The organism is Marinobacter metalliresistant, from assembly GCF_038098645.1.
Taxonomy (GTDB): domain Bacteria; phylum Pseudomonadota; class Gammaproteobacteria; order Pseudomonadales; family Oleiphilaceae; genus Marinobacter; species Marinobacter metalliresistant.
Window position 1 is genome coordinate 742,878 of sequence record NZ_CP101118.1, and the last position, 24,670, is coordinate 767,547.

21 protein-coding genes are annotated in these 24,670 nt (G+C 53.9%); 4 read left to right on the forward strand and 17 right to left on the reverse strand.

Annotation, left to right across the window (positions count from 1 at the left end; all coding sequences use genetic code 11):
- Window positions 1-21: 21 nt before the first annotated feature.
- The 15 genes from xrt to NLK58_RS03550 form a co-directional block, all read right to left on the reverse strand.
- Window positions 22-1,590, reverse strand: coding sequence for an exosortase (xrt, locus tag NLK58_RS03480; protein WP_341582051.1), 1,569 nt, complete (start codon window positions 1,588-1,590; stop codon window positions 22-24).
- Between the two features lie 73 nt (window positions 1,591-1,663).
- Window positions 1,664-2,794 carry a GNAT family N-acetyltransferase gene (locus NLK58_RS03485; RefSeq protein ID WP_341582052.1) on the reverse strand — a complete coding sequence of 377 codons (1,131 nt, stop codon included), beginning with the start codon at window positions 2,792-2,794 and terminating at the stop codon, window positions 1,664-1,666.
- The gene (locus tag NLK58_RS03490; protein ID WP_303286334.1) at window positions 2,788-3,831 is read right to left on the reverse strand and encodes a hypothetical protein; all 1,044 of its coding nucleotides are present in this window, start codon (window positions 3,829-3,831) and stop codon (window positions 2,788-2,790) included. Before NLK58_RS03490 ends, NLK58_RS03485 begins: the two co-directional genes overlap by 7 nt.
- 53 nt (window positions 3,832-3,884) lie before the next feature.
- Window positions 3,885-4,760: a glycosyltransferase gene (locus NLK58_RS03495; RefSeq protein WP_341582053.1), complete on the reverse strand. Its 876-nt coding sequence runs from the start codon at window positions 4,758-4,760 to the stop codon at window positions 3,885-3,887.
- Window positions 4,761-4,791: 31 nt separating this feature from the next.
- Window positions 4,792-5,676, reverse strand: a complete 885-nt coding sequence (locus NLK58_RS03500) for a glycosyltransferase (protein WP_341582054.1) — start codon at window positions 5,674-5,676, stop codon at window positions 4,792-4,794.
- Entirely contained in the window at window positions 5,673-7,634 is a 1,962-nt protein-coding gene (gene asnB, locus NLK58_RS03505) for an asparagine synthase (glutamine-hydrolyzing) (protein WP_341582055.1), read from the reverse strand. The genes NLK58_RS03500 and asnB overlap by 4 nt, the downstream gene beginning before the upstream one ends.
- Before the next feature lie 3 nt (window positions 7,635-7,637).
- Window positions 7,638-9,107 carry an oligosaccharide flippase family protein gene (locus NLK58_RS03510; RefSeq protein WP_341582056.1) on the reverse strand — a complete coding sequence of 490 codons (1,470 nt, stop codon included), beginning with the start codon at window positions 9,105-9,107 and terminating at the stop codon, window positions 7,638-7,640.
- 41 nt (window positions 9,108-9,148) lie between these two features.
- Window positions 9,149-10,279 (reverse strand): glycosyltransferase family 4 protein, encoded by a 1,131-nt coding sequence (locus NLK58_RS03515; protein ID WP_341582057.1) that lies wholly within the window; start codon window positions 10,277-10,279, stop codon window positions 9,149-9,151.
- Between the two features lie 25 nt (window positions 10,280-10,304).
- On the reverse strand, window positions 10,305-11,627 hold the full coding sequence (locus tag NLK58_RS03520) for an O-antigen ligase family protein (RefSeq protein WP_341582058.1): 1,323 nt from the start codon (window positions 11,625-11,627) through the stop codon (window positions 10,305-10,307).
- Window positions 11,628-11,673: 46 nt separating this feature from the next.
- Window positions 11,674-12,687, reverse strand: a complete 1,014-nt coding sequence (locus NLK58_RS03525; RefSeq protein WP_341582059.1) for a polysaccharide deacetylase family protein — start codon at window positions 12,685-12,687, stop codon at window positions 11,674-11,676.
- Window positions 12,684-13,853 carry a glycosyltransferase gene (locus NLK58_RS03530; protein WP_341582060.1) on the reverse strand — a complete coding sequence of 390 codons (1,170 nt, stop codon included), beginning with the start codon at window positions 13,851-13,853 and terminating at the stop codon, window positions 12,684-12,686. The genes NLK58_RS03525 and NLK58_RS03530 overlap by 4 nt, the downstream gene beginning before the upstream one ends.
- A gap of 54 nt (window positions 13,854-13,907) precedes the next feature.
- Window positions 13,908-14,789, reverse strand: a complete 882-nt coding sequence (locus tag NLK58_RS03535) for a glycosyltransferase (RefSeq protein WP_341582061.1) — start codon at window positions 14,787-14,789, stop codon at window positions 13,908-13,910.
- Window positions 14,790-15,133: 344 nt separating this feature from the next.
- Complete coding sequence (locus tag NLK58_RS03540; protein WP_341582062.1) at window positions 15,134-15,784, reverse strand: RES family NAD+ phosphorylase; 651 nt, start codon at window positions 15,782-15,784, stop codon at window positions 15,134-15,136.
- Window positions 15,784-16,425, reverse strand: coding sequence for a hypothetical protein (locus NLK58_RS03545; protein ID WP_341582063.1), 642 nt, complete (start codon window positions 16,423-16,425; stop codon window positions 15,784-15,786). The genes NLK58_RS03540 and NLK58_RS03545 overlap by 1 nt, the downstream gene beginning before the upstream one ends.
- A gap of 280 nt (window positions 16,426-16,705) precedes the next feature.
- Window positions 16,706-18,316, reverse strand: a complete 1,611-nt coding sequence (locus NLK58_RS03550) for a glycoside hydrolase family 30 beta sandwich domain-containing protein (protein ID WP_341582064.1) — start codon at window positions 18,314-18,316, stop codon at window positions 16,706-16,708.
- 350 nt (window positions 18,317-18,666) lie between these two features.
- Here NLK58_RS03550 and NLK58_RS03555 point away from each other — a divergent pair, with 350 nt between their 5' ends.
- The 3 genes from NLK58_RS03555 (at window position 18,667) to NLK58_RS03565 (ending at window position 20,625) form a co-directional block, all read left to right on the forward strand.
- Window positions 18,667-19,305, forward strand: a complete 639-nt coding sequence (locus tag NLK58_RS03555) for a helix-turn-helix transcriptional regulator (protein WP_341582065.1) — start codon at window positions 18,667-18,669, stop codon at window positions 19,303-19,305.
- 9 nt (window positions 19,306-19,314) lie between these two features.
- The gene (locus NLK58_RS03560; protein ID WP_339750394.1) at window positions 19,315-19,890 is read left to right on the forward strand and encodes a hypothetical protein; all 576 of its coding nucleotides are present in this window, start codon (window positions 19,315-19,317) and stop codon (window positions 19,888-19,890) included.
- A gap of 87 nt (window positions 19,891-19,977) precedes the next feature.
- Window positions 19,978-20,625, forward strand: a complete 648-nt coding sequence (locus NLK58_RS03565) for a hypothetical protein (RefSeq protein ID WP_341582066.1) — start codon at window positions 19,978-19,980, stop codon at window positions 20,623-20,625.
- A gap of 26 nt (window positions 20,626-20,651) precedes the next feature.
- Here NLK58_RS03565 and NLK58_RS03570 read toward each other — a convergent pair whose 3' ends face one another.
- A complete protein-coding gene (locus NLK58_RS03570; RefSeq protein WP_117617300.1) occupies window positions 20,652-20,981 on the reverse strand; it encodes a hypothetical protein in 330 nt (109 codons plus the stop codon).
- A 30-nt stretch (window positions 20,982-21,011) separates the two neighbouring features.
- Window positions 21,012-22,835, reverse strand: coding sequence for an NAD(P)/FAD-dependent oxidoreductase (locus tag NLK58_RS03575; RefSeq protein WP_341582067.1), 1,824 nt, complete (start codon window positions 22,833-22,835; stop codon window positions 21,012-21,014).
- A 295-nt stretch (window positions 22,836-23,130) separates the two neighbouring features.
- Between NLK58_RS03575 and NLK58_RS03580 the strand changes: the two genes are divergently transcribed.
- On the forward strand, window positions 23,131-24,594 hold the full coding sequence (locus NLK58_RS03580; RefSeq protein ID WP_341582068.1) for an oligosaccharide flippase family protein: 1,464 nt from the start codon (window positions 23,131-23,133) through the stop codon (window positions 24,592-24,594).
- Window positions 24,595-24,670 lie beyond the last annotated feature (76 nt).

The following is a 24,670-nucleotide window of genomic DNA, read 5'->3' on the forward strand; positions in this document are numbered from 1 at the left end:
ATTGCGTATTGCCTGATCGCGCTACTCGTGGCTACTCGTAAAAGTGTCGTAAAAGTGCCGATCAATCTGGCTAACAATCACCGGCAGGGTATTTTTAACCAGGCCACCCACTGCGACTTCGCCATCACATTCCTCGCACGCCACACCGAAAATAACCAGGGACGCGTCCGTGCGCGCGCTGAACAGGCTCAAAACCTGGGCGAGCTTTGCGCGCAACTGGTCCGTCTCCCACAAACCGGAAACATAATATCCATAAGCCAGGTGGACTCGCTTGCCGGAAGAAAAGCTTCGCAGAGTCACACCCTGAAGAGGAATACCTGAAGGCGACGTTACTTTGAAGAACCGCTCTGGCATCCAGTCATCACGGTCGTAAATGCGGTTCCAGTACTGCACAAGCTCCGCCCTGTGGCGCTGATTCTCGTAACTGTACACACCCACAAACAACTGCTGCTCGGGTCCCGCCTCACCGGTAACGGTCTTGCGATCAAACAGGGTCTGGGCGAAGACCAGGTCCGGGTTCCGCATTTGCGGCCGCCAGCCGCTCAGCCGGTTTCCGAATAGCGGAGCGTAGCGTTCTTCGTTCAGGCTGAAGTCAAACGCATCCGGCGACGGCTTTATCTGCCCTGCCGACGATGGAAGCAGGACCCACATAATAACAGGCAGCACCGAAGCCACCAGAACGCCAGTCCAAAGCCGCCGGTGGCTTTTTTTACCGGTGGCATCCGGTGCGGGTTCGCCCGGCAACCTCTGCTCTGCTTGGCTCAGCTCCAGCTTGCGCCCAATGAAAAATAAAGGCACCAGAGCAGCCGCAAACACCCACCAACCGAAGTTATCGTGATTCCGAATCAGGCTGGTTTGCATGTTCGTCTCATAACCCATGTAGATAATCACGAACACACGAATCCAGTTGGCCAACAGCGAAAACAGGACAGCTATCAGGAAAAACAGGACACGGGAACGCAGGCGCCGGAAGTTCAGCTCACCGTAAAGTGCCGCCAGTGACTGCCCTACCAGCAGGTAGCGCAAACCAGAACACCCATGGGCCACTTCAAAGGCACCCACACCGATGAGATAAACAAATACTCCCTCAACCTCAAACTCAATGTCGAACAGGCCCAATAACAACTGATTGATCTCGACCGTAATCAGTTGAAGCGTCCAGGACAGGTAATCCCAGACCGGTACCGCGAAGATAAGCACGCCGACAGGAATAATGAACGCCTTCACCTGCCGCCAACCCAGCAGGATGGCAAGCGCACCCAGTAACAGGGGAACAACCGTTATCTCCTGCAGTGCCTGCAGGCGCAGTATATCGCCCAGGCCATACGCCATTAACGCCAGAGCAAACGGCACCAGCCATAACGGGTAAAAACCGGAAACAGGTGATTCCCGTTTTATCGTCCTTACTACCAGTACAACGGAAACCAGCAGAAGCAACCAACCATGGGAATAGGATTCGTCAAACTTGAACCAGCGGCTGACAATACCCTCAACGGTGGGCCAGATAAGCAGGAAAAGGGCGCCGAACAGTACAAGGAACGGAGATACCGCCCGGATCAAACCGCGAAAACGAATCCTTTCAATCGTCATACGCCTACATCCATTACCTGCCGGCTGTTCGCCGGTTCATTGTGCCCGCACCTAGTGGCTTTCACCACGACAGTCACAATCCTACCCTACGAATGAAGGCTCTCGCCACAAACGGTGGACTGGCCGCCTGGATGCCGTACAAAGCCTTGAGCAGTGGGCTGCGAACCACCTGAAAGGTGGAGAAGTGCACGGCTTCCCCATGAAAATGGGACTTATAGAACTGCTTTTTCCCGGTTCCGGCCAGCAGGTCATAAGCATTCGTAGCCCGGTGGCTGAACGCAGCTTCAATGGCGAATCCCAGGTGAAGATAACCCAGGGACACCTTTGTGCTGAACTCTTCGTCATACCCAGCCTGCAGATTATACCGGCAGCCGCGAACCAGTAGATCGTACAGCACAGAAACACAACGTCCGTTGAAAAGGACCAGGCTCATAGCCGGCTCACCATCACACAGGTGCAGCCTCTGCAGGAGCAGGCGATGAAATCTCAGCGCCTCTCTGTCGAACGCCGGTTTCCCCCAGCGATTCCGGTGAAACCCATTCAGGCGCTCAAAAAAGTCCTCGTCACGACCCTCATCGTAACCAAGAAAAGCCAGCTCCCCCCGCTTTTTCAGATATGCCCTGCGGTTAAAGGCTTTAAGCCGGGTATGCTTTCCAAGCCCGTCCAACCAGTCACCAAAGCGGCCAACAGTATTGATTCGGATGCCTGTATCATCGGTGCGGTGAATGGTCCGGTAACCTCTTCGCTCATCAAAGCCCCCGGCTCTGAGGTTTTCCAACCGATCATCGGGCACATCAGAACAAACCAGCTCATCCCAGCCCAGTTCCTCCAGCGCCGGAACAATCGCCGCTGTGACATCACTCTCATAACCCCGGCGGGCAATGATTCCGCAATACTCCGTACGCACCGTTGGTGCAAGCCGCCAGGCGTTCCCAAGCATATAAAGGCGGGCCACACGAATCCCCGCTGGCGTCACCAGAACCCGGCGGCAGAAAGGCCCAATGCCAACCAGTTTGCCCTGCTGATCAACCACACCCAGCAGCACCAGTTCCATACCCAGAACCTGGGACCAGGTTTCCCACCAGCTATACAGCCAGGGCCAGCTCATAAACAGAGGGTTGGCATCAGATGCTTCAAGGCACATCCGCCATTCCTCCGCCATGGCGGCAAAGCCTGCTTCGGAAACCGGTTGGACACTCAGCATGGTGCACGCTCCACGGACGACATACCTTGCACGGTTTCCGTGGTATAAAAATCACTGGCGGCCTGGAGGAACTCGCCATCGGAGTCACCGGCCATAATAAACCAGGCAGACGATCCAGCAGAGTGCTCCGCTCCCGGTTCATAGATATAGAAACGTGGCCGGCCCCGGAGCTGAACGAACCCTTCAGCCAGAAACGATTCCGCCAGTTCCGGATCCGAGGTAACCGAAAACACCTGATTTGCATGGGGCCAGTGCCGGACCGCTGCCCCCACAAGGGCACGCTTCAGTGGCTGGTTCCGGGCCGGACCGCAATAATCGACAATACGCAAAGTGCCCCGGCTGAAGCGGGTAACCAGTGTTGCCACCAGCTCATCATCCTGCCAGGCACAAACGAACCCGTACCGGCCCAACGGATGCCTCTGATAACGCCAGTCAAGGTAGGCAAAGTCTCTTTGCACAACCCTTCCATAGCCCGGTGCACAACGCTCCCAGAGCGCATCAACCCGTGCGCTTTCAGGAAGCCTTGAGCGCACATGAATGCGCAGCCCGGCGGCACCGGATACAGGGGAAAAGGCCATCCGCAATCTGTTCAGCCACTGGAGACCGCTCAACAACCAGCTACGAAGCCCGTTGCGCTGGCGGAGCATCCTGTAGCTTCTAACCGAGTCGTCAGGCACCCAGCCAAGGTGACGGAGCACTTTACTGGCCTGATTACTGATTCCAAAAGCCATAATCACAGGCGCCTTGCCATGCAGCTCGTGCTTGATGACACTGCCCAACCCCTGCCCACGCCACTGCTCAGCGAGGTAAAAATCACAGCTCCATAAAACCCTTATCGCTTCTCCCCGGTCGGTTACGCGCGCGGCCATCACGCCGTTGAATCCGACTACTGCGTCCTTGTCGTCAACCAGCACAACCGGCGTGAAGGGCAAACCAAAAGGATTGGACTCAAACTGCCACTGCCACAGTTCCGCCTTGTAGGGCACGTCCCCGAACAGCCTCAGCACACCTTCCCGGTATTTCGTCTGCCAGGGCACACATCGGGGCATCCTGCTACCCGCAGGCACCGCACTTAGCTTCGTACCCCGTGTCATCTTCGGGGCACCGCAACGCGATACAACGCTCGCCAGACAACCGGATCCAGCGGCGCATTGCGCAGTGCCCCGGCAATGGCGCCGACGGCCTTGCCACGCTCACCGGCACTGGCAAAGTACCTTGCCTTGCGACAATAGAAACGGGCCAGCCCCCAGCGACGTTCACCGGGAGACAAAACCTCACCATACCGCGCCAGAAATTCCTGGATAATCCGCTCGTTCGCGGCAAACCGCCTGCGCTTATCCGATGAAATCTGATCCGCCATCACCCGGTACGAGGCAACAATGCCGGGCTCATACTGGTAACAGTACCGGGCGGAAAACCTCAGCCACAGCTCATAGTCATCAGCAACACCCACCGAGGTGTCGAAACCGCCCATCTCATCAAAGCACCGCCGCCTCACCAGCGCCGTGGTAATACTCACGCTGTTGTCAGCCAACAGATACCGCGTGATCCGGCCGGAACAACGCTTCATGTTCTCAAAGCTGATAACCTTCCCCTGCTCATCAATCGTGGCCTCATCACCATGGACGATATCAACGCCAGGATTTGCCTGGAGAACAGCCAGCTGCTTCTCCAGTTTGTCTGGCGCCCAGACATCGTCAGAATCAAGAAACGCGATACAATCCCCCGTCGCCTGCTTAAGGGCGAGATTACGGGCATGGCTCTGGCCCTGGTTTTCCTGGTGGAAATAACGAACTCGCCGGTCAGCCAGAAAGGGCGCCAGGACATCACGGGTATTGTCGTCGGAGCCATCATCCACAATGATCAGCTCAAAGTCCCCGAAGGTCTGAGACAGAACACTTGTCACTGCGTCCGGCAGGAACCGGGCCCTGTTGTAGGTGGGCGTCACCACGCTAACGGTCGCCATTGCAACCCCCCGATGCCATTCCCGACACCGTCTACTTCAGCAGAACAGCGGCAAGGCTGCGCCAGGAAGCACGACGCAGTGGGCGCAGCCGAAGTGCCTTCACCATCTCTGCCAGTGCCTGGCTCCTGGAGCCATGACTTGCCAGGTAGCGAGCCTTCCTGCTGTGAAAAGCAGCAAACCCCGAATCGAACTCCTGCTTCGACATGGCATCCGGAAATTCCTGCCTGAAATCGGTAATGATCTGCCAGTTGGAATCAAAACGCCGGGTCTTGTCCGAAGAAATCTGATCGTCCATTACCCGATAGTAGGCAAGGAACTCGGGAACATAAAGAAACCGGAACCTGGCTGAAAACCGAAGCCACAAATCATAATCATCGGCAACCCGACGTTTACCGCTCATTGCACCGAGTTCGTCAAAACACCGGCGCCGGGCCATTGCCGTATTCATGCTCACGCAGTTATCACAAATCATATACCTGGCTATATGGCCCGAATATCGCCTCATATTCTTTCGGGAAACTTCCTGACCCTTCTCATCAATAACGATGATATCCCCATAGATCACATCGTAATCCGGATGCTGCCTGAAAAGGCTAACCTGATGCTCCAGCTTCTCAGCGGGCCAGTAATTATCAGAATCCAGGAAGCACACCAAGTCGCCCTTTGCCTCGGAGAGGGCAAGATTACGGGCAACGCTCTGCCCCTGATTCTGCTGGCGGAAATAGCGGACCCGGGAATCCGCCAGCGCGGGCTTCAGCAGATCCCGGGTGTTGTCTGTTGAACCGTCGTCCACGATCAGCAACTCGAAACTCGCGTAGGTCTGGGCCAGAACACTATTAACGGCCTGCTCTATAAAATCAGCCCGGTTATAGGTTGGGGTGATAATGCTCACGAGAGGATTGGTAAGCGTGCTCATTTTTTCACTCCGGAACCAATTTGGAGTCCCTGTTCTTTCAGCCAGGCCTGAAACATCAAAATGCCCCACAACTCAGAACTATAGTCTTCCCTGCCGGAAAGGTGTTCATTCCAAACCTGCCGGACCATGTCAGGCTTGAAGTAACCCTGCTCACGCAGTCGGTTCGGTTCCAGTATCTCTTCCGCCCATTCCCGCAAAGACCCTCTCAGCCAGGCCGAGACAGGAACCGCAAAGCCCTGTTTCGGCCGGTCAATCAATTCCCTCGGCACATGGCGGTAAAGGACCGACCGAAGTACCTGCTTGCCGACATTGCCCTGCATGTTAAGAGACGCGGGCAACCCCATGGCAAACGACACTACCCGGTGATCCAGCATGGGAATGCGGGTTTCCAGGCTGCAGGCCATGGCGGCACGGTCCACCTTGGTCAGGATATCGTCTGGCAGATACCAGTTCAGGTCCCGCCACATCAGCGTTTTTAGGTCATTGTCCGGCACCCGGTCCGGAAGCGGGCCGGTTAACCCATAACTGCCCTCGCCCGGTTCCACCAACGCTATGGCCGGGTCTGGCCAGATAGAAACAGACTGGCGATAGAAATCTGACAGGCTTTGTGAAGAGGCAACAGCCTTGGCTCGCGCCAGGCGTAACCGGATTGCTTCCACACTGCGCCCCCTCTGGGAAGGCACCAGGTTACGAATGGCCCGGGCAGTCAATTCAGGCGGCAGCCGGCCGGAGAGTGCTTTCAGGCGGGAGCCAAACGAGCGGCGACGCTGCCACCCACGCAATATGCCCGGATAGCGGGTGTACCCGCAGAACAGCTCGTCACCACCATCTCCGGAAAGTGCCACGGTAACATGCCTGCGAGTCATCTCGCTGACCAGATACGTGGGCAACTGGGACGAATCCGCAAACGGCTCATCGTAAACCTGCGGCAAACGCGGCACCAGTTCTCTTGCGTCCTGCTCTGTCACATACAGCTCAGTATGGTCCGTACCCAGGTGCCCTGCCACTGCAGCCGCATGCACGGCCTCGTTAAACCCGTCCTCGCGGAAACCGATACTGAACGTCTTGACCGGGGTCGAGGCCTGCTTCTGCATCAGGGCCACGACTGTTGAGGAATCCACCCCGCCCGAAAGAAAAGCCCCTAGCGGCACATCAGACACCATCTGCTCACCGATCACTTTGGCGAGCAGTGCTTCCAGATGATCTGAAGCCGTCTCTCCTGTCCAATCGTGAGACTCAACAAACTGATCCTCAAGACGCCAATAACGAGAGGGTTCCGGCAGCTGCCCCGGCTCAAGGCGCGCAAGGTCAATGGCAACAAACGAAGCAGGCAGAAGCTTGAAAATACCGGAGTAAATGGTGTGGGGCGCAGGAATCAGGTTATGACGGACCAGCAAAGGCAAGGCGCCCCGATTAATTTCGCCCTGCCATTGAGGGTGTTGTTGCAGCGCCTTGAGCTCCGAGCCAAAGACCAGGCTACTGCCCTGCCACCCGTAGTACAGGGGTTTTTCCCCCATACGATCCCGGGCCAGGTACAGCCGCTGTTCCTGCCGGTCAAACAATGCAAAGGCGAACATGCCGGCGAATCGCCCGAGCGCAGCCTCCACGGCCCAGGCCTCGAAGGCCGCAAGCATTACCTCAGTATCCGAATGGCCACGGAAATGTGCCCCATCAGCCAGCAGCTCCTCGCTCAACGCCTGAAAATTATAGATTTCACCATTGAAAGCGATCACAAACCGGCCCGAAGCCGATACCATGGGTTGAGCACCAAGGGGTGACAAATCCAGAATGGATAAACGACGGTGGGACAGGCCAACGGACAAGGCATCGTTCAGCCAGACTCCACCGGCATCAGGGCCACGATGGACAATAGCGTCGCCCATTTTCCTGAGCGTTGTCTCGCAGGTATCCCTGTTGATGTTACGGCCAGTCCCAGCAAAACCTGCAAAACCGCACATTCTTTAATTCCTTCCCAGCCTGCGAGACAGATACTCACCAATGTAATCCCGTTCTTCCCTGTTCAACACCAGAAACCAGAACCCGGCAAGCCAGCCAAAACTGCTAAAAACCACACCATTCAAAATCTCAAAGTAAGAATCGTATACCCACACATGACCAATGCTGAGCAGGATCACCGCCATGATTGCGGCAGGAGCCACCCCAGGCAGAACGGCCGATAACAAATACTGGCGTACTGGCAGATCGAGATGCTTACAGGTGTACCGCAGATACATCGGCACAAAAATAAGCCCTGGCACCACCGACGCAAAGGCGACCCCCTCAAGGCCAAAAGGATGCACCAAAATCAGGCTAAGGGTGATATTCAACAGCGCAGCCAAGGGCGTAAGCTTCGCGAATATACCGTGCCTGTCAATTGCGGTGAGATAACGGCTGGCAAACGGATTGATGAACGGGAAAACGGTGAAGAACACCAGAAAGACAATAATCAGTTCCGCTTTTTCACCAAACTCCGGATCGAGCCAGATGGAAATGAATGGCACCCCCAGAATAAGCACACCAGTGCTCATGGCCAAAAGGATGCTCACCACGTAGCGTGACGACATGAGAAACACCCGGCGGATGGTTTCGTTCTCCTCTGTGACACTCAATCCACTGAACAGGGGCATGAAGGCATGGGTGAGTGTCCACCCGAGACCCCGTATGTGCTGGGTCAGGTTGGCGGGAATACTGTAAAAAGGCACCACCGCCGGACCCATAATCAGCCCAATCACGAGTACATCCGTGGCGTTCTCCACACGTGTCGCAATACCCTGGATGAACGACTTGAAGCCAAAAACAATCAACTCCCGAAGCCTGGCCCCTGAAAAATTGGCGGGCCGGGCACGAATGGCGCCATAAGCCGGCCTGGAAAGAATCCACATGAATAACAGGTATTTGACAGACAGACCAAGGGCGTTAATGCCGGCCAGTAACACAAGCCCGTTTTCCGGCGATATATAGAGGTATAAAAGTGTTGAACCGACAATTGAATTGAAAATAGTAATGTTGTTTTTAAGATAATACTTCTGAAACCCTTCAAGATAGCTCTCCGCCACATACCCCGGAAATGAAATAAGCAAGTATGCACCAATCAGAATAAGAAACAGGGTGTACTTCTGATGAGGTTCACCCTGTGGCGCCAAAGACCCCGAAAACCAGATCCCCCAGAAGAAGAAAAAGAGAAATAGCAGCACCCCGACCACCGCCATGAACGCAATGGCGGACATGTAAACCGACTGCAAAGCGATCTCATCCTTCTCCGCCAGGTGGCGGGAAGCGAAGCGACTTATCGCAGGACGCAGCCCCAGATCGAGAATCCCCATATACCCGATAACGGCACCTACCATTTCCCAAAGCCCGTAATCATACTTGCCCAGGTTATATACAAAGATGGGGGTCATCACGAATGTGATCGCCAGTTTGACGAACATGACAAGAACGTTAGAGCCTGTATTAACGAGGAGGGTACGGATCACCGTATATCTCCCTGATTGGCAAGCACACGCTCGAATACCTGCCCCAGTTTGGAAGATGTAATACTGACATCAAACCGCTCGGCCGCCCGGTTCCGATATTCATCGGATGCCGCCTGGATCTCCAATTGCCCGGATTCAAATTTCGCCAGCTGCTCCAGCAAACCCTGTACAGAGCCAACATCGAAAACCAGCGCTGGAGAATCCGCCACAACCTCATTCATGCCAATGCAGTTCGAGGCAATCAGCGGACGCCCGGACACCATCACCTCCATGGGCAAAAGCGGGCACGCCTCCCACTTTGAGGGCATAACCACGGCATCCACACCCCGAATCGCCGCTGCCATGGAATCGGTTGCCGGGAAGAAATGGAAAAAGCCGCCCAGGCCCCGGCGTTCAATATCGGCCTGCTCTTCCCGGATGAATCCGCCCCAACCAAAACAACAAACGTGTAAAGGCCGGTCGGGACGAGACTCATTCCAGCGCTCAAGCGCACTGACCAAAAGGCCAAACCCTTTCTGGGCCATGAAACGGCCAAAGAATCCCACAACCAGGGCATTTTCGGGAATCGAAGCCTCGGCTCGCAGATCCCTTGAGTCATCCCCTAGGAATGCAAATGTTCTTATACCATTCATAACCGCGACAACCTTTCCCTTTGCGGAAAGAGCAGGGAAAGTCGCACGGAAATTCTCCGCCGCGTCCTCACCAACCGGGTTTACCAGATTTGCCATGGCGAACAACCGGCCCATGACAAATTTCTTTAGCTTGCCAAGCCGGCCCCTGAACTGAGCGGGCATGAAGACATCGTGGGTGGTAATCACGTGAGGAATGCGTAAAAGCCACAAGGGCAATGCTGCTATCAGCCCCGCGGTAAATCCATGGGAGTGAACCAGATCCGGCCGTTTCGTGACAACCTCCCGGATAAGAGCCACCAGCAAGGCGATCAGGCGCTCGGAAGTCTGGGAACTGACACTGACATTTTCCAGGGGCGCTACCAGAGATTGCAGCGCGTCAGACCCGGGCGACACCAGCCTGAAAGAATGGTTCTTTAACGCCTCATCACCATAGACATAATAGAAGTAGGTTCTGATTCCCCCACCAGGATGCCGGGCAAATACAACGACTTGCATCAAAATTCCTTTTCTGGAGGCACCATCAGCGCCTTCCAGGCAGATCGACCAGATTACTGAAACGGTTTTTGGTGGACCCTGGCATTGCCGGGGCTTCGGCACCGCCCGGAACAACTAGGCTCAGTTGGGTTAACCGATGAAAAACAACCACCGCGCCGGCAAACAGGTACCAATAATACTGAGACAGGCCCCAATAATTTGAACTGTATACCACGTACATCCAGAACACCGCGGTCATCGCTTTGTTCAGATTCACATAAAAAGGATCAAATTCATGCTCAATGGTAAGTTTATTATTCTCTGACAACCCTTTGTATACCTTGAACAGAAACCGAAGAAAGAGGAATGCGCCAATAAGCCCGAGCTCGATCAGCAGCTCGGCATACAGATTGTGGGAAGCCTGGCGCTTGCCCAATATATGTGTTTTTGCCTCCGGTGTAGTGCCCAGCCCATGCCCCACAAGCGGCCGCTGGAATCCCAGCTTGAACTCCGTCAACATCCCCTGGATGCGTCCATCCGCTGATACCGCGTTGGATGTCTCCGACTCCCCCACTAATGACAGATAGCGATCCTTTTGCTGATCTGTCATTACCTGCCACCCCGCCATGGCCACCAGAATTGCAACAACAATCAGGCTGAACTTGTGGCTCGACTCCTTGAACACAAAAAAAGCGACCACCAACAGGGCAAGGAAGGCGCCCCGCGATTGGGTGAGAATCAGCGCATAAAGCAGTGGCGGCATCAACAGCAAATAAAGAAGCCTGGCCTTAAATCCGGATGTCCAGAGAAGATAATGAAGAAAGGGTATTGCGGTAACAATCACAAAGCCCAACTCATTCGGATTAATCACATCCGATGGCGCACCTGCCAGCCTTTGGGAGAACTCCCCACTGCCAAGGTAGGTCCCGCTGCCCCAGTATCCTTCGGTTAGATTCAAAAATAAGGGTTCAAACACCCGGATTAACTGGCAACCGATAAAAACCAGCAGAAAGATCTTCAGGCGATGGTTTGAATCCACTAACAGGACGGTAAAGAAAAAGAACGTGATCGCTTTTATAAAGTCACTGAGATTATTCTTAACCACACTCCCCGGCCACTCTACCAGCGGCAATGAAACGGCAAGGTAGATCAACAACGCCAGCAACGAAGAAACAATCGGATCTTTTGACCAGCCTTTGAATTTTTCCCGCTGCATAAAGAGGCTGACAGCAATTATCAGCGCCAATAACAGGGTTGGCCTCAGTAACCCGTAACCAGGAATACGCTGCGAGAGATGCAGAAAAAAATCGATGAGATAATAAATAAACAGGCCAAAGGTAAACGAACTGGCCTGAACCCGTGCCGACACTCCGTGCCCGTTATGCTGATTCGCCGACCCCAGTCTTAATGCCCCGCTACTCATAACGCGTTTCTCTCTGGGCCTTGCGCAATTTCATCCCTAACAATTCAACACCTGACACTGCCTTCAGGAACTGAAATTGATCGGATGAGCTGGCGTGACGTCGCATAGCGTATCTCTGCTGGTGCTCCTTGCTATCAGCAAAGGCCACCGCGGCACATGAAAAGCCAGCTTCACGAATCAATTCAACCTGCTCCGCAACAAAGTCATCCGGAGTGCCATTCGGGTAGCAAAATGAACGAACTGACTTACCCAGGTGCTGCTCCAGCGCCTGGCTGCACCCCAAAATTTCGTGACGGGCCTGCGCCATGGTTACCCTTGCCAGTGATGGATGAGTGACCGTATGCCCTCCGATTTCAAGCCCTTCGGCCTGCATTTCTTTTAGCTGCTCCCAGGTCACCGCCCGGTATCCCTCCGGAGCGGACACTGGCAAATCGACGTTCCAGGCCCTGGCCATCGCGGCAAGGCATTCTGATTTTTCCGCATTATCAACCTCGAGCAAAACCTGGTTAATGTGCCAGAAAGACTGCTCAAACGCGATTGCCTTTAACGGGGTCTTAACACTAACCAAACCGAAATCGAAACAGTTTTCGGATTCGGGAGACCGTTCCAGCAGGTATCGCAGTTGATCCGGCCACAGCCACAGGTCGCCATTCACAAAATCGGTGGTTACGTAAAAGGTCGCCGGGGCTTTGTACTTTTTCAGTATTGGCCAGGCCACTGAATAGAAATCTTCGTAGCCGTCATCAACGGTTATCGCAATGCTGTTTTGGGGCAGCGTCTTACCCTCGTGCAGCGCCAACGCAATGCGTGACACGGTTACCGGATTAAAGTGTTTGGAGATGTAACGCACCTGCTGTTCAAACTCATCGGCACCAACATGTCCGGGATGCGGTACCTGAGAGAAGCGATGATACATCAGAATACGGGGGCGACTCGCAGTGATAGTGCGTGCCACGGCATAGCCACCAAATTCACCGGCCAGTTTAATCAATCCCGAAATATTCACCGAACCTCCACATCAGGCGCGCCCAACCGGCTCGACAAGACTCTGGAATACAGGGCTGCATGGGAGTCAATCATCGTTTGCAGGCCATGCCTGCGGTGGGCTTTCCGGTGGCCGCACTCGCCCATTTGTTGTGCGGAACCATCTTCATTGCGCAGTATACATACCAGGTAAGCAGCAAGTTGCTTGATGTCCCCCCGGGGGAACAAGTATCCGGAAACGCCGTGCTCTACCGCTTCACTATTGCCCCCGACATTCGAAGCGACCACGGGCAACCGGGCCTGCATGTATTCAACGATTGCATTGGAGTAACCCTCCGATTCGGAGCAAAGCAAACCGGCGTCCATTGCGCGGAGGATATTCCTGACGTCAGAACGCTCTCCCAGAAAGTGCACATAGTCCGCGACGCCAAGAGAAACAGCTAACTCGCGGTATGGTTCCTGGTTTCCCCCACCAATCAGGACCAAATGGCTATCCGGCACTGAATTGCGAACCGTGCCGATAGCGTTGATGGCATCGCCAATGCGCTTTATCTCCCGCAGATTGGCCACCAGCACGACAAATCGACCATCCACAGGCAACCCAAGACCGCTGAGGATCGAGGATCGTTCTTCAGGCGTCAGGGGCGATAACTCGTCAGTTGACGCAGAATAGCCGTTATAGATGACCGAAATTCTGGCAGCCGGAACCCCCTCCTTTTCCGCTGTAACCTGTTTAACTGCCGCACTGTTGGCAACAACGCCACTGACAAAACGGGCAGTCCGCCTTAACACCCAGAGGTACTTTGGCGTGTACCAATACCCCATATCCCTGCGGGAGATTAACGTAGGTATGCCCACAAGTGAAAACACCGGCGGGCAGATAATCGACGAATCGTTGAAAAACACGTGACACAGGGCGATGCCCTCTTGCTTTTTTCTCTGCGCAAATTTAAACATGGCCAGCCACGTCTTTAGACTGAATAACCTGGAGGTCCCCAACACCTCTGTCTTGCAGGGCATCTTCCCTGCCTCAACATAACTGGAGGGCCGAAGCACCAGAAGCTCAGGCTGGAACTGACCGGCAGGCAGGTTTGAGAGCAGTTGCAATAGCTGCCCCTCTGTCCCGGCATGGGAGCTGGTAAACTGGTCAATCACAAACAGAATACGAACTGGACCTTCCTTTTCCATAGTACCCGCCTTTTCCATAGCACCTGCCTTTTCCATAGTACATGACCCAACCGCTCAATGTGCTTTTTCTGCACCAAATACAACGCTCATGGAGCGCACGGGGTCACCAAGGCCGGCTTTGAGCAAATGGACAATCGCGGTCGAATAACGCTTTTGTTGCCAATAGACCTGCCCAATCCTGAAATGCAACAGCGCACGCCGTTTCCGGATGGTAGACCGCCGATAAGGGTATCGGGCGGCCGCACGACGGAGAATTTCAAACCCGGTTTGCCAGCGCCTTTCCAGGCCCAGGTTACTGATAGATGCGCCATGTTTTCTATAATAGAAAACCGTCCCTTTCATAAAGGCAAACGGCGCAGCTTCTGCAATTCGAACCACCATGTCATGATCCTGGCTGGCACGGAAACCTTCTTCAAAAAATCCAACCTGATCGTAAACCGATTTACGCACCATAGCGCCGCCCGGCAAGGCCATGTAGCAATCCAGAAGCAAGCGGTTCGGATCTCCGGGCTCCAAATGCTCGTCGCCTGGGATGGGGAATAACTCCCGACCATCTTCTGAAATTGCCATGGCTTGCCCGTAAACCATGCCGACTTCAGTGTTATTTTCCAAAAACTCAACCTGCCTGCTCACTTTTTCCGGATGGAGCAGGTCGTCGCTATCAAGTATCGCAATATAGCTACCGTTAGCCGCCCGCAAACCAACATTCAGTGCCGCGGACTGCCCACGGTTACTGTGATTTTCATGGGTTAACAACGTCAGTTTACCGGCAGCCTCATATTCCTGCAGGATCTCGAAAGTGCCATCGGAGGAGCCATCATCCACAACGATGTACTCAATATTCCCATAGGACTGGTTGAGCACTGATTCAACGGCTTCGCCAATAAACCCGGCCCGGTTATAGGCGGGCGTGATAACTGTCACCAAGGGTTGCATACCACCACCTGTTTGATTCGGAAAAGCATAAACTGGGTAAGCCGATTCAACTGGCTGACAGCCCAAGCCCGAAACTCCTCCCAGGAAACACGCCAGAGACCAGCACTCCAGGCCCACAGATACGCACCCGCCAACCATTATCCGGCCAAAGCTTGGACACAAGGTAAACAATTCTCGCCATGATCGCCATCACAGCCTATATTGGCGCCCGGAATGATCCGTAACTTAACGAATGCCACTCTTATGAGTCTGGATATCTGAGACGGCCAAAATCAAACCAAAACAATCAGTGCCCCGTCTGGGCAATCCGCTAATCTTCTGAGCCCCTGCAAGCAGTGTTCGGGTCAGGGGTCGACCACCGGGTAGCCTATAGCGTCAGCGGTTTCGAGAATCACGCGTTTCAGGGCCGGGTCAGACAGCAGACGATGGACCAGTGGATGGCGGGGCATGAAGGCCGTGCTACGCTCCCACAAGGTAATTGCAGGCTCATTGGCATGCATGGACGAGGGATAGATGATCCCATGCGCCCGGGGGTACGCCTCATATAGCCGCTGAGCCCAACGCTGGGCCCGGGGTCGTGGCCCGGTGTTGATCGCCATGCTGGCGCCGATCTGGGTTGCGAAGGAACCGCGTAAATCCAGCAAGGTCAGTGGCGCGGTGAGAGCAAAAGCACTCAGAACAGGTACCCCGTCCTTTCGATTGATCTTCCGGGTTCCCTGGAAGAACTCAGCCAGGCAAGTAGGGATGGCCCGGGGGCCGATGGCGCCGTAGAGGACTCCTCGCTCACCATTACCCGGCTGGCCAACTTTGTTTCGCAAATGGTGGTCGAAACGGGACGACGTGGGACCGAAATACCGGAAGGTATTCCATGACACCGGATACGGCCCTTCGGTGCGAAATACCCGAAAGATCCTCTCCCCGGCCTCCAGATTGACGGTTTGAGGCGGGATGCTTTTCAGTGCGTCGACATCTGGCGGCTCTGGAAACTTTGCCATCAGATATCCCTGATCAGGCTCAGGACAGGCTCAGCCGGGTACCCGGCGATCAGCCAGTCACGGGGAGACAGGTTTTCTTCCAGTTCGGAGCTCCATAGGTCGTTGTTCACCTGCGTCATGAACTGCTGAACTGTGACCGGGTGTGCCTGGGGGCTGAGGGTCTGGAGTACCAGCCGCAGATGGGGGATTACGGAGCTCTCGACAAACTGCCAGCGCGGAAACCACGCTTTGCTCCGGGCCCCTTTGAAACTGTACAGCCCCGGGTTGCCCGGGTTGGTGAGTTGCCGCACCCTGGCAGCTGAGATACCTAGCAGCTCGGCCACAGCTGAGGCGTACAGCGAGTCACGCTGCAACTGCTTGAATTCCAGTTGGAGCCGCATGACCGCGAGGCGCCGGGACCTCGCCAAGGCGCCGGGGAATGTGTCATCAAGGCCGTAGGCGCCGCCCTCCCGGAGAATCTCAATCTCAGCGGCCGTGAGGCCATTGGCCTGATCGTGAACCGCTGCTTCGTTCCCGGACCGGAGATCGGTCGCCAGCGCATGGAGCATCTTCTCAATGTCCGCCTTATTGATGCCCGCATTCCCCAGAGCCTGCAGGTCCTGCGAGTTGACGTTGATAGTGGTATCTGGCTCGGCGGTCATGGTATTAACCTCATACACTGTATGCATGTGTTAATTATAGGCCGCACCCCACAAATAAAAAAGGTCCTCTTCATCATGAAATGCAGTGCCAAGTGCCAAGCAGGGATATACCACACGTACCTACACCGAGAGGCGCAAATCGTGGAACGAGCAAGCATCTTTAAAAGCAACAAGAGTCAGGCATTGCGGCTCCCAAACCCCGTAGCCTACCCGGACACCGTGAAACAAGTGGGTATTGTTATCCAGGGGTTGGCGGTTGTTACGAACAACACGAAACAGTTTAAAAACGTGCCGGCGATACGCCTGGCAAACTGGGTAAATCATTCAATTCAATTATTCCGGTGGACAAGGAGGTCACGCTCACCGGGCTGACGGTTAATCTGAAACGGGTGTTATTTAAAGGTGTCAGGGGGGCAAGTTTTTTCCAGCGGTTTGACGTGTCTGAATACTCCCCGTTTACCGCCCCCCGCAAACCCATATTTTCCAGGGAAACATCGATGTCGGCCTCGAAATCTCCATTATTGATGATGACAAGAACCAGCTCGTTGTTCCTGTTGCTGCGAAATGCGACCACTTTGACAAGCTTATTGTCTGATACGGCATCAATACGCAATGAACCCGGGGTAATCCAGCGGGCAAAGTGGCCAATGGCAAACCCGATTCCACTTATATGGATTTCAGATGTTTTCTGGTCGATGAGTACGATATGACTGGATTCACTGAAAAAATCGATGCCTCTGTCTTTGAAATGCGCATCGTGGCTTTGCCTGTCCCACATGTCATACATCGCAAAATAAGCAGATGCATTGGCATAAACCAGTTCATCATGAATATGGTTGGCGCGTGCCCGCAGGTTTTCCGCTGATCCAAAAAGATAATCGGCCCGGCCCGGCCCCTCGGAGGTCTCTGTCATCCACACCGGGATGTCATAACCGGCGGCAAGTTCATAAAGCCGCTGGCGAATCCGTATCTCATCGTGATCCGGCAGTCCCCTCCCTGATGTCTGCAAAATACGCCGGACACTGGAGTAAGCAGAATCATAGGGATAAGCGTGATAGGCCAACGCACCGATATAGGAGCGCGCGTCCTCATCGGCAAGGATGGACTCGATTGTATCGATGGATTTGGCAACGGTCTCTTCAGCGGGAACAATGAATCTCGTGCGCGCAAACCCCTCTGCGCGCAACCGCTCACCAGCGGACTTGATAATATCGACTACTTCCTGCTTAGAGCCACCACGCAGTTCCCGGTTACCGCTCAGAGGTTCATTAAACAGGGTAATCAGCCGGGGGGCGGCCCCGGTTATTTCCTGCCAGTGCGAAACACCGGCCGCCACATATTCCGCGACTTCCTGAAGATAGCGGCTGTAATCCCTTTCGCGCAGTTCCTCCATCCAGCGCAATTCCCTCCGCATGTCTATCTTGAGGCCAAGCGAATAATTACTGAAGCCATAGGCTCTTGCAGGACGTACAAGCAGATCGTGCATCGCGTTCGATGTTCCCCACTGAAAGCCATCCTTGTTGATCAGCATGGGGTCGTTGTTGTCGTTGGCCGGCTCCAGCCACAACTCCAGGCTGCCAAGCGTTAGCCCCACGTCGTGGTAGACCGCCTTGATGGCTTGGTGCCTTAACGTTGCGCCCAGCATGTCGCGCAGCCCGTTTTCCGTCAGCATGATCCCGGCGAGGGTTGTCGCGCCAAATCCGGCTATTTCCTGGTATTCGATGGCGTTGTCTATTCGCACGGTGACAGGCACATCCATTTTCCCGGAGCCGGTTTCCAAAGAAGCGGCGAAGCAGGCACCGGAAATCAGGACGGATGCGATTGTTACCAGTCGAAGGAATCCTGAAAATCCTATCCAAGTCGATTTTCGCGGGGCAGACATGACTGTCATTTTCACTTTTCCGCCTTGTGAGCTTTATCAACCAGGCCTGGCAGGGGTATTTGGTCGCTCTATCTCTGGATCATCCCCTCAAAAATGCACTCGGGAATATCGCGGCAACCCGGTCATCACTCGAAAGGTAAATATACCCACTGATCAGAAGCGTACATTAACATTGAAACGTTAACCGAGTATATTTACTTCAATTTTTCTGCAAACCTGCTGTCTTTAGAGAACTGTGCGGATGAGTTAATAAAAGGAGGGTTTTCTTTGCCCTTCAACTATTAAAGTAAATATATATTTTATATTTCTTGTGGTATTATCCTTTGCGTTGGCATTGAGCACTTGCAGGAGGTGGCGCGATGCAAGCCGTAAACGATGAAGCCATTCAAGTGGAGAACCTGAAAATTCGGGCAACCTTGGCTCGCGCTGTGCGCGACACCCTGGTTCAAAATCATTTGACTCAGACCGAAGCCGCTGAGCGCCTTGGCATTTCCCAGCCTCGAATCAGTGCTTTGCTCAACGGCAAGGCCAGAGAGTTCCGGGTGGATGCCCTGGTCAACATGGCGCTCAAGTTGGGATTGAATGTTTCCCTAGAGGTCGATTCCCTCCCGAAACCGGACGTCATGACACCCGAAGGGGTTCTGGATCGCATGTGTGAATCAGTCATACAGAGAGATACCGTGGCATTTATGGATGATGTGCAGCTCTTCTGGCGTAAGGAGTGGGATTTGGCTCAAGTGCCGGATCCCCACGAAAAAGATGCGCTGAAATATGCCCTGAAGGCCTGCTTCCTTGAGCGTATGGCCGAAGTCTGGTCTGAACCGCCAAAGTCTCACCCTGCGGTAGCGCCTGACTGGTGTCAACGGGTACCGGCGGTACAAAAAGAGTTTTCTGTCATCCCGGAAGAATATCGGGAATTTTACGAGGGAGACCTGGTGTCGCCCATTTTCTGCAAGCGCAATATTTTCGCGCCGCGCGACTTCATGTTTTTTGTATAAGAACGTTTCATGTATCAGTATTCCAACACCGGCAAACAAATCAGTATCCAGGCCTTGACCCAAGCGCTAAAGCGCTTGGGGGATTTGCTCCAGAAGGAAAATAAGAGGCTGGAATTGACCTGTTGCGGGGGTATTATCAGCTTGATGTATTTCCATTCTCGCGCCATGACTCAGGACGTTGATGCCATCTTTCCCGCGAACCCAGCCAACAAACAGTTACTGATCAAACTCATCAAGCAGGTCGGTGAAGAAATGGGTTTGGCTGCTGATGAAAAATCGCTGTGGTTCAATGACAGCGTGAGCTTTTTCGGCCTGGAAACTACATCCAATGTCATTATTTTCCAGCACCCCTACTTGATCTTAAAAGCAGCAAGCTGGGAAGAACTATTGGCCCACAAAGTTCACGCCTCGCGCCATGACAAGGACATCCAGGATGCGGTACGCCTGCTAAAAGAGATCAAGGGTAAAGAGAAAGAGCAGATTTACGAATCTGTGAAAAAGTACGCGCCTTTTGCACCTCACGTCCCGGAACCCATGCTGAGAAAGCGTTTTGAAGGGGTTTGGAATCTCGCCTTCAAAAAATAACCTGGGATCCAAAAACCCGGATCCGCCGGGTGAAGTGATGACCTGGGTTCCACTCAGGAAACTTTGATATTGATAACAGGCGGGTTAATGAATTTCAGGAGATGGGCAAGGCATTTGTTGCTATTCACAGTGGCATTCACTCTGGTTTATGCCTTTTGCCGGCTCCTATCCGACAAACCACTTATGCAGGCGCTCTCGATTGGCACCGCTTACACAAGCCTTCTCTACTTCGCTGTTACCCTGTCTATCGGGCCGGTGAACCTGATACGCTCCAGGCGCAATCCGCTGTCAAGCCTTCTGAGGCGGGATCTGGGTATCTGGTCCGGTATACTGGCCCTTGCACACACCATCACCGGATTGCAGGTCCATTTCAAGGGCAGGCTTATCCAGTATTTTATCTACCCGCCGGATGAATCGCACGTCCTTCCCTTCAGAACCGATCCGTTCGGGCTGACCAATTATATCGGGTTGATCAGTGCGCTGATAATGATCGCACTTCTTTGCCTGTCCAATAACCGCTCCATCCGCATCATGGGTGCGTCTTCATGGAAAAAATGGCAGCGGTTGACGTATTTTCTGGTGTTGGCCATACCAATTCACGGTCTGGTCTATCAGTTGCTTGAAAAACGCATCGGGATATATACCGTGCTGTTGCTGGCAACCACGCTGGTCGTCATTGCCATGCAAACGTCAGGCTTTATTCAGCACCGGAAACTGAAGACCTCGCGCCAGTGAGCCGGAGTGATCGGCGCTGCAGGTTCTCAGCGCCGCCGATAGATGACGATACGGTTGTAGATGACCGCCAGCACAAAGCCGGCGATGGCTCCGCTCAACGCACCGTAGAAGGCCCCCACGACCGCACCGGACCAGGTAACGCTATAACCCGGGAAGAAGTTTGCCAGCAGGCCCAGTGTCGGCCCAACATGCTCCGACCCTCCTGTCGGTCCCAGGATGATTAGCCAGACGGTTGCCACAAACAACATCAGGCCACCGACGATTCCGAAGGTCACTGCCATCACCGACGCCCGCAGACGGGCGACAGCCTGACCAATGACTTTCCACTCATCCTCTGAAAAATGCTCTTTATTCATGAAACGGTACCCTCTATCCCTGTCTGAACATTAGCCGATTGATCCATCCAGCACACCCAGGCGCCGGAGCAGTTTGCCAAGGTGTATCGATACTGTGACATTGATGGCCACAGCAATGATGAACCCGATAAGATAGCCGAATATCGCGCCCCAAAGAGCGCCCATTAACGAACCGGCCCAGGTGACGTCATAGCCGGGAAAATAATTGCCCAGCAATGCCAGGGTCACCCCGACATCTTCGCCCCCTTTCAAAAGCAGGCCTGCAGTCGCCAAAAACACCACGAAGCCGAGCATCGTACCAAGCGCTCCGCCCAGAGCGACCGGGTCGTATTTTGCGAAGGCGTCGTTGAGAATTTCTATCGGAGACGCTTCCCGCACCCGTTGCGGTACAAGGCGCTCGCCACTCGCACCCTGCCCTTTCTCAACATGGGCTTCCTCGTGATACTCCTCTTCCACATTGACGTCCCACACATCGTGATGCGCGCCGAGGATGTTTTCCGCCGCATACATGGCGGTGACCATTGAGTGATCCTGATTGTTGTAGCGATGCTGGCCGTTGCGGCCAATCAGGTGCAGGTTTGGTATCTTGTCAATGTACTCACGAATGCTATCGATGTTTTCCTTGTAACCGTGGTCATAAACCGGATAGGCCTTGGGCATTCGTATTACAACACCATCTATGACCTTGTCAGCATCAATCAGACCCAACTGAGCGGTTTCCTTCTTGCCCAGCTCGATGAGCGCGTCGTCATCAGCGGTCCATAACTCATCGCCTTCCTGGACGAAGTACTCCAGGCCAATACAACTGGTTGACTTGTCCGGAATCATGTGCGGGCTCCAGTTGCCGAAATTCTGGATCCGACCGACCTGCACGTCCGGCGAGTGGATGTAAATCCAGTTATCCGGGAAGAGTTCCGGAGAATCGACTATCAATCCCACCGTCAAGAAATCGCGATACCTGAGCCGGTTGGCTGCTTCCAGCGCCTCATCCGGTGGAGGCGGATCCATAACGTTGAGCAGGTCCCTGATAGGCATGGTTGAGATAACATGCTCGGCATCGAAGCGTTCCTCATGGCCATTGCCATCGGCCACCGTAACGCCAATAACCTTCTCGCCATCGCGGTGTATTTTTTTCACCTGGTGCTCCAGGCGGACGGGATGCCCCCTTTCGTCCAGAATTTCGGTCACACGCTCCCACATCTGGCCAGGACCGAGCCTGGGATAGTAGAACTCCTCGATCAGGGTCGTAATCTGATTTTTGCCGGTCAGAAGTTTCGGAGCGAGCATCGAAAGCGCAGCTTTGCCCAGGTCCAGATTCTTGATGCGCTGGGCCGCCCAGTCCGCCCCTATTTCAGTACACTTCATACCCCACACTTTTTCAGTGTAAGTCTTGAAGAACATTGTAAACAGCCGCTTACCGAAGCGGTTGGTCACCCACTGCTCGAGGTTTTTTTCTTCCCGGGAGGGAAATGCCTGCGCTTTAAGGTAACTGAGCCCGACCAGAACGGACTCCGTTAGTCCGACATTGAGCAACGCGTTTTTGGGCTTCAGCGGATAATCGAAGAACTTGCCTTGGTAATAAATACGCGACAGGCGCGGCCGTACCAGGAATTCGTCCGAAAGAATATCCATCCACCAGTTATGAACCCTCTCCACCTTGGTGAAAAACCGGTGACCACCAATGTCGAAGCGATAGCCCTTGTAATCCACCGTGCGTGATATCCCGCCGACCTGCTGGTCCATTTCGAAAACAATCGGCTCGACCCCGGCCCGTGACAATTCCAAAGCGGCTGTCAACCCAGCCGGACCGCCGCCGATGATTGCACAGCGAACTTTGCTCTCTGTTGAGTCCATTATTTTATCTTCCCGGATTAAATAGCTTCTCTGTTTCCAACGTTTAACTGATCATTTCTTTATTATTATCAGGATAAACACCGCTCCGGAGATCGCCTCCCGCATATCAGTTGTAGTTCATGCGAGTCTATCCTACCATCTGCACGCAATGTTGATGCTGGCGACATGTTTCCGCCTCGCCTGTGATCATACCGATGGATGTTGCGCGGAGCTACAAGAAGGTTGCAATACTCACTGATGGCTGGCAGCTTCGGCGTCCGTCCATACATTAATCCTTGATACAGGCCAGGTCCGAATGTCCAGGGTTCTCTTCTCCGTAGGCGTCATCCAGGTTTTTATTATTCTGACCGGAATGATACGGGCCAAGATCCTGTCCATCGTCCTCGGCCCGGCAGGTTTCGGGATTATTGCGACAATCGACCAGGTCGTGCTGACCGTGATCCAGGTGGGCGGTTTCGGCATTCCACTGTTCTCACTGAAATTCATGTCAAGGGCGCATAGCGAGGGAAACCGGCGTTTCCAGACTGTGTTTTCCAGTTTTCTTCGGGGGCTATTCCTGCTCTCCATAATGGTCACCATTCTGGTTATCGGTATCACCTGGTGGCACCCGGCCCTTCTTGGTGTTGAGCTTGTCCCCTACAAGCTGTTCATTCTTCTCGCACTGCTGAATGTTCCTGCGATGATGCTGGGAATCTTTTTCGTTCATACACTGGCCGCGGCCCAGATGACATCGGCAAGTGCAACCCTGAATCTTGTGGTCACGTTCTGTCTAGCATTTGCCGCGAGCAGTGCCGCCTGGCTTTTCGGTATGGATGGCATTTATATAACTGTGGCCATTACCGGCGTTCTGACCACAATCGGATCTATTTTCTATATCAGGAAGAAGCTGTCGTTACGTGTGACTGATGCTTCCGCGGGCATCCTCAAGGAGTTGCGACGAAGTCCTGAAATCATTTCCTTTTCCCTGTACGGCCATATGGCTCTGTCGGCCTACTCGATCACGATGCTGATAGCACGTTATGAGGTTTTTTCGACCATGGGCGAGGCACAGGCCGGATTGCTGCAGGCCCTGTTCGCCATTGCACTTGCCCTGGGCGCGATATCGGGCCCGCTGAACTACCTCTACCTGACCCCCATTCTGAACCGGAACATTCCGAACGAAGATAAATTCGAGAAAGCTCACGAATTCCAGAGCCTGATGATCATCATCGTTTTCACGCTTTCCATTCCCTTTTTGCTATTCCCCAATCTGGCCCTGACCTTACTCTATTCATCCGAGTTCAGGCCGGCATCCGCCCATCTCTACCTGTATGTTTTCTGGCAGAGCCTGTATTTAATTGTCAACGTCTACACACAGCTTCTGATTGGACTCGATGACGTAAGGTTCATCTCTGTCAGCTCATTGATTTCCTATATTGTCGCCATTGTGCTTGCACCTTACCTGGTTGAACTATTCGGGCTTCCCGGAGCCGCCTTCGCGTTGTCCTTAAGCGTGTTTTTAAACGGTTTGGTCATCCCGTTCAGACTGGCCGCCAAATTCCGGACAAGCATTCCCTCAGGCCTGTGGATCAGGACAATCATCTGCCTTGGCGGTATCGTTATAACAGGCCAGATATTCTCGCAACTTGAAGAGTTCTCGGTTACGGGGTTTCTGGCAAGAGTGCTCTATATCGCGTTACTGACTCCCCTGCTATGGAAATTGCTGCCGGATGAACAAAAGCGGATGATTGCCGACATGATCGGCCGGTTCAGGGCATGAGGATTGCTGTTCCTTTTCCGGGCGAGGGTTCCTGTAGCGATTTATGGACCTGTCGTTTTCGACTATACTTCTTTAA

Excerpts from the sequence above, each read along its gene's own strand:
- NLK58_RS03560 (WP_339750394.1), top strand. The coding sequence starts at position 19,315 with ATGTATCAGTATTCCAACACCGGCAAACAAATCAGTATCCAGGCCTTG.
- NLK58_RS03545 (WP_341582063.1), bottom strand. The coding sequence starts at position 16,425 with ATGACCGCCGAGCCAGATACCACTATCAACGTCAACTCGCAGGACCTG.
- NLK58_RS03575 (WP_341582067.1), bottom strand. The coding sequence starts at position 22,835 with ATGGACTCAACAGAGAGCAAAGTTCGCTGTGCAATCATCGGCGGCGGT.
- NLK58_RS03535 (WP_341582061.1), bottom strand. The coding sequence starts at position 14,789 with ATGCAACCCTTGGTGACAGTTATCACGCCCGCCTATAACCGGGCCGGG.
- xrt (WP_341582051.1), bottom strand. The coding sequence starts at position 1,590 with ATGACGATTGAAAGGATTCGTTTTCGCGGTTTGATCCGGGCGGTATCT.
- NLK58_RS03485 (WP_341582052.1), bottom strand. The coding sequence starts at position 2,794 with ATGCTGAGTGTCCAACCGGTTTCCGAAGCAGGCTTTGCCGCCATGGCG.
- NLK58_RS03570 (WP_117617300.1), bottom strand. The coding sequence starts at position 20,981 with ATGAATAAAGAGCATTTTTCAGAGGATGAGTGGAAAGTCATTGGTCAG.
- NLK58_RS03550 (WP_341582064.1), bottom strand. The coding sequence starts at position 18,316 with ATGACAGTCATGTCTGCCCCGCGAAAATCGACTTGGATAGGATTTTCA.
- asnB (WP_341582055.1), bottom strand. The coding sequence starts at position 7,634 with ATGTGCGGTTTTGCAGGTTTTGCTGGGACTGGCCGTAACATCAACAGG.
- NLK58_RS03580 (WP_341582068.1), top strand. The coding sequence starts at position 23,131 with ATGTCCAGGGTTCTCTTCTCCGTAGGCGTCATCCAGGTTTTTATTATT.
- NLK58_RS03565 (WP_341582066.1), top strand. The coding sequence starts at position 19,978 with ATGAATTTCAGGAGATGGGCAAGGCATTTGTTGCTATTCACAGTGGCA.
- NLK58_RS03495 (WP_341582053.1), bottom strand. The coding sequence starts at position 4,760 with ATGGCGACCGTTAGCGTGGTGACGCCCACCTACAACAGGGCCCGGTTC.
- NLK58_RS03540 (WP_341582062.1), bottom strand. The coding sequence starts at position 15,784 with ATGGCAAAGTTTCCAGAGCCGCCAGATGTCGACGCACTGAAAAGCATC.
- NLK58_RS03555 (WP_341582065.1), top strand. The coding sequence starts at position 18,667 with ATGCAAGCCGTAAACGATGAAGCCATTCAAGTGGAGAACCTGAAAATT.
- NLK58_RS03515 (WP_341582057.1), bottom strand. The coding sequence starts at position 10,279 with ATGCAAGTCGTTGTATTTGCCCGGCATCCTGGTGGGGGAATCAGAACC.
- NLK58_RS03500 (WP_341582054.1), bottom strand. The coding sequence starts at position 5,676 with ATGAGCACGCTTACCAATCCTCTCGTGAGCATTATCACCCCAACCTAT.
- NLK58_RS03530 (WP_341582060.1), bottom strand. The coding sequence starts at position 13,853 with ATGGAAAAGGAAGGTCCAGTTCGTATTCTGTTTGTGATTGACCAGTTT.
- NLK58_RS03510 (WP_341582056.1), bottom strand. The coding sequence starts at position 9,107 with ATGTTCGTCAAACTGGCGATCACATTCGTGATGACCCCCATCTTTGTA.